The sequence below is a fragment of the Ruegeria sp. CE12 genome (assembly GCF_056537525.1).
This window is the reverse complement of record NZ_JBQFRS010000038.1, coordinates 1-1,608: the sequence shown is the minus strand read 5'-3', so window position 1 is coordinate 1,608 and position 1,608 is coordinate 1. Positions and strand designations below refer to the sequence as shown.

Below are 1,608 nucleotides of genomic sequence, written 5' to 3'. Positions count from 1 at the left end.
GCACATCTTCGGCGCGCCAGTCGAACAAATCCCATGTGCGGGCCATGTGATCAGGCAAGGCTGCGGTTAGCGTGAGATCCCGTTTGGTGAAAGGATGACGGAATTTCAGATAGCGCGCGTGAAGATGCAGTTTGCGGCTGATTACACCCCCCAATTGCGCGCCCCATCCATCGCCCAAATTTTCCTGACTGCTGCCGCCATATTTGCCATCCCCCACGATCGGGTGGCCAAGCTCCGCGATATGGGCGCGCAATTGATGGGTGCGGCCAGTAATCGGCACCATCGCCACCCATGACACCCGCCCCCCAAGCGCAGAGAGCGTTGCATAATCCGTCTCGGCCCGCTTGGCCCCATCGGTGGTGGCGATTTCAGACGGATGAAGGCAGCGCATCTTTTCGCCTTCGCCCCCTTTGCCATGGCCTGCGGCCTTTACCAATCCAAACTTGATTTTGCCCATTCGGGGCAAAGGCGCGCCTGCAACGGCGGCCCAGTAAATCTTGCGCGTCTCACGATGGCGAAAGGCATCGGTGAGGGCCTGCGCGGCTTGCCTGCTGCGCGCCAAGAGCAAAACGCCCGATGTGTCCTTATCCAAGCGATGAACAAGGCGCGGCTTATCCTCACCCTCGCGCGCAAGACAGGCCGCCAACGCATCAGCGTGCCGCCCCCCTTGCCCGCTGCCGCCTTGTGTGGGCAAACCTGCGGGTTTGTTAATCGCAATCAGATGATCATCTTGATAGATGACCGCGCGGCGCATCATCGCGGCATCCGCGTCCGAGATGGCCGATTTCTGCACCCGCGGCGCGCCAAGCGCATCTTCGGGCATTGGGTCAGGCAAGGGGGGGATGCGCACCTCCTGCCCAGATTGCAGGCGTGTTGCGGGTTTCACGCGCCCACCATCGACACGGATTTCACCTTTACGGCACATCTTTTCAATGCGGCCTTGCGGGATATGCGGGAAAAGCCGGCGGAACCACCGATCAAGCCGCTGATCCGCATCTGCATTCGCGACAGCCAAAACCTGAACACCCGTCATGGCAGCGCCACCCGTGTCAGCATCAACCCCAAGAAAATCGCAACGAGAGAAAGGATGACCGAGCCCAGAATATAGGCCGCCGCCAACCCTAAATCGCCCCGCTCATAAAGCGTGATGACCTCAAGCGAAAAGGAAGAAAATGTTGTAAACCCGCCCAAGATCCCCGTCATGACGAAAGGGGATAAATGGGTCAGCCCGCGCTGTGCGGCAAGGCCCACAAAAAGACCCATCAAGAAAGAGCCAAGAATATTGACCGAGATCACCCCAACGGGAAAAGCGGTCGGCCCAAGCGCACGATGTAGACCCACGCCAACAAGATAGCGCAGCGATGCACCAATCGCGCCCCCAAGTGCCACCTGAAAAACTGTCCAAATCATGGGTGGCTCTTTCTGCCCCTGCCTGTCTGTTGTCAACCAAAAGCCGCGGCACGGGTCACTCATCGCGGTTTCGGTCGCGCCTCAGCTTCGCAAAATATGCTACCCGCTTTCCAAGATCCCTCTCAAACCCACGCTCTACAGGTTCATAGAAACTGGGGCGCGTGATTGTATCGGGAAAGTAATTCTGCCCAGCAAACC

General features: G+C 58.7%; 2 protein-coding genes and 1 pseudogene. All 3 read right to left on the bottom strand.

Going from position 1 to position 1,608, the window contains the following annotated elements; translation table 11 throughout:
- Positions 1-1,033: RluA family pseudouridine synthase (locus tag ACR0IO_RS22930; RefSeq protein ID WP_480745137.1), on the bottom strand; the 1,033-nt coding region annotated here is incomplete at its 3' end.
- Positions 1,030-1,410, bottom strand: coding sequence for a fluoride efflux transporter CrcB (gene crcB / locus ACR0IO_RS22925; RefSeq protein ID WP_340259772.1), 381 nt, complete (start codon positions 1,408-1,410; stop codon positions 1,030-1,032). The genes crcB and ACR0IO_RS22930, both read right to left, overlap by 4 nt.
- Positions 1,411-1,465: 55 nt before the next feature.
- Positions 1,466-1,608 (bottom strand): annotated as a pseudogene (locus ACR0IO_RS22920) (replication-associated recombination protein A); the annotation flags it as partial.